The organism is Streptococcus infantis, from assembly GCF_001579645.1.
Classification (GTDB): Bacteria; Bacillota; Bacilli; order Lactobacillales; family Streptococcaceae; genus Streptococcus; species Streptococcus infantis_E.
This window is the reverse complement of record NZ_LQZF01000197.1, coordinates 1-400: the sequence shown is the minus strand read 5'-3', so window position 1 is coordinate 400 and position 400 is coordinate 1. Positions and strand designations below refer to the sequence as shown.

The following is a 400-nucleotide window of genomic DNA, read 5'->3' as shown; positions in this document are numbered from 1 at the left end:
TAAGGGGATGGGGAAAGTTATTCCTATCTTAGGTGGAGTCCTATCAGGTGGCTTAACCTTTGCGACCATGAAACCCATGGGAGAAAGATTGCAAAAAGAATTGTCCAAATTGATTAACTACGATGAGGCACAATATCAAAGAGATGTTGCCACTATCCGAAAAGAAGTGGAAATCATAGAAGGAGATTGACATGGGGATCATAACAGTACTGGCCAAAACCTACGGTAATTATCTTCTAACAAGGCAAGCTTTAAAAGTTGCAGAAACCATAAAAAAAGATGAAAACACAGTCGTTAGTTTGGCGAAATTAGTTCTCGTAGATAAGCTTATGGATACAGCTACTTGGTTGATGAAGCCGGAGGATAAAGAATGAAATCTTTTTGGAGGCTCTTCACTCTT

At 39.2% G+C, this 400-nt stretch carries 1 protein-coding gene and 1 pseudogene; both read left to right on the top strand.

Features of this window, described 5'->3' with window-relative positions:
• Nucleotides 1-190: pseudogene (locus SINDD18_RS10110) on the top strand (hypothetical protein); the annotation flags it as partial.
• A gap of 1 nt (nt 191) precedes the next feature.
• Nucleotides 192-374, top strand: a complete 183-nt coding sequence (locus SINDD18_RS10105; RefSeq protein WP_045763661.1) for a hypothetical protein — start codon at nt 192-194, stop codon at nt 372-374.
• Nucleotides 375-400: the final 26 nt, after the last annotated feature.

Coding starts and splice junctions, on each gene's coding strand:
- SINDD18_RS10105 (WP_045763661.1), top strand. CDS start 192: ATGGGGATCATAACAGTACTGGCCAAAACCTACGGTAATTATCTTCTA.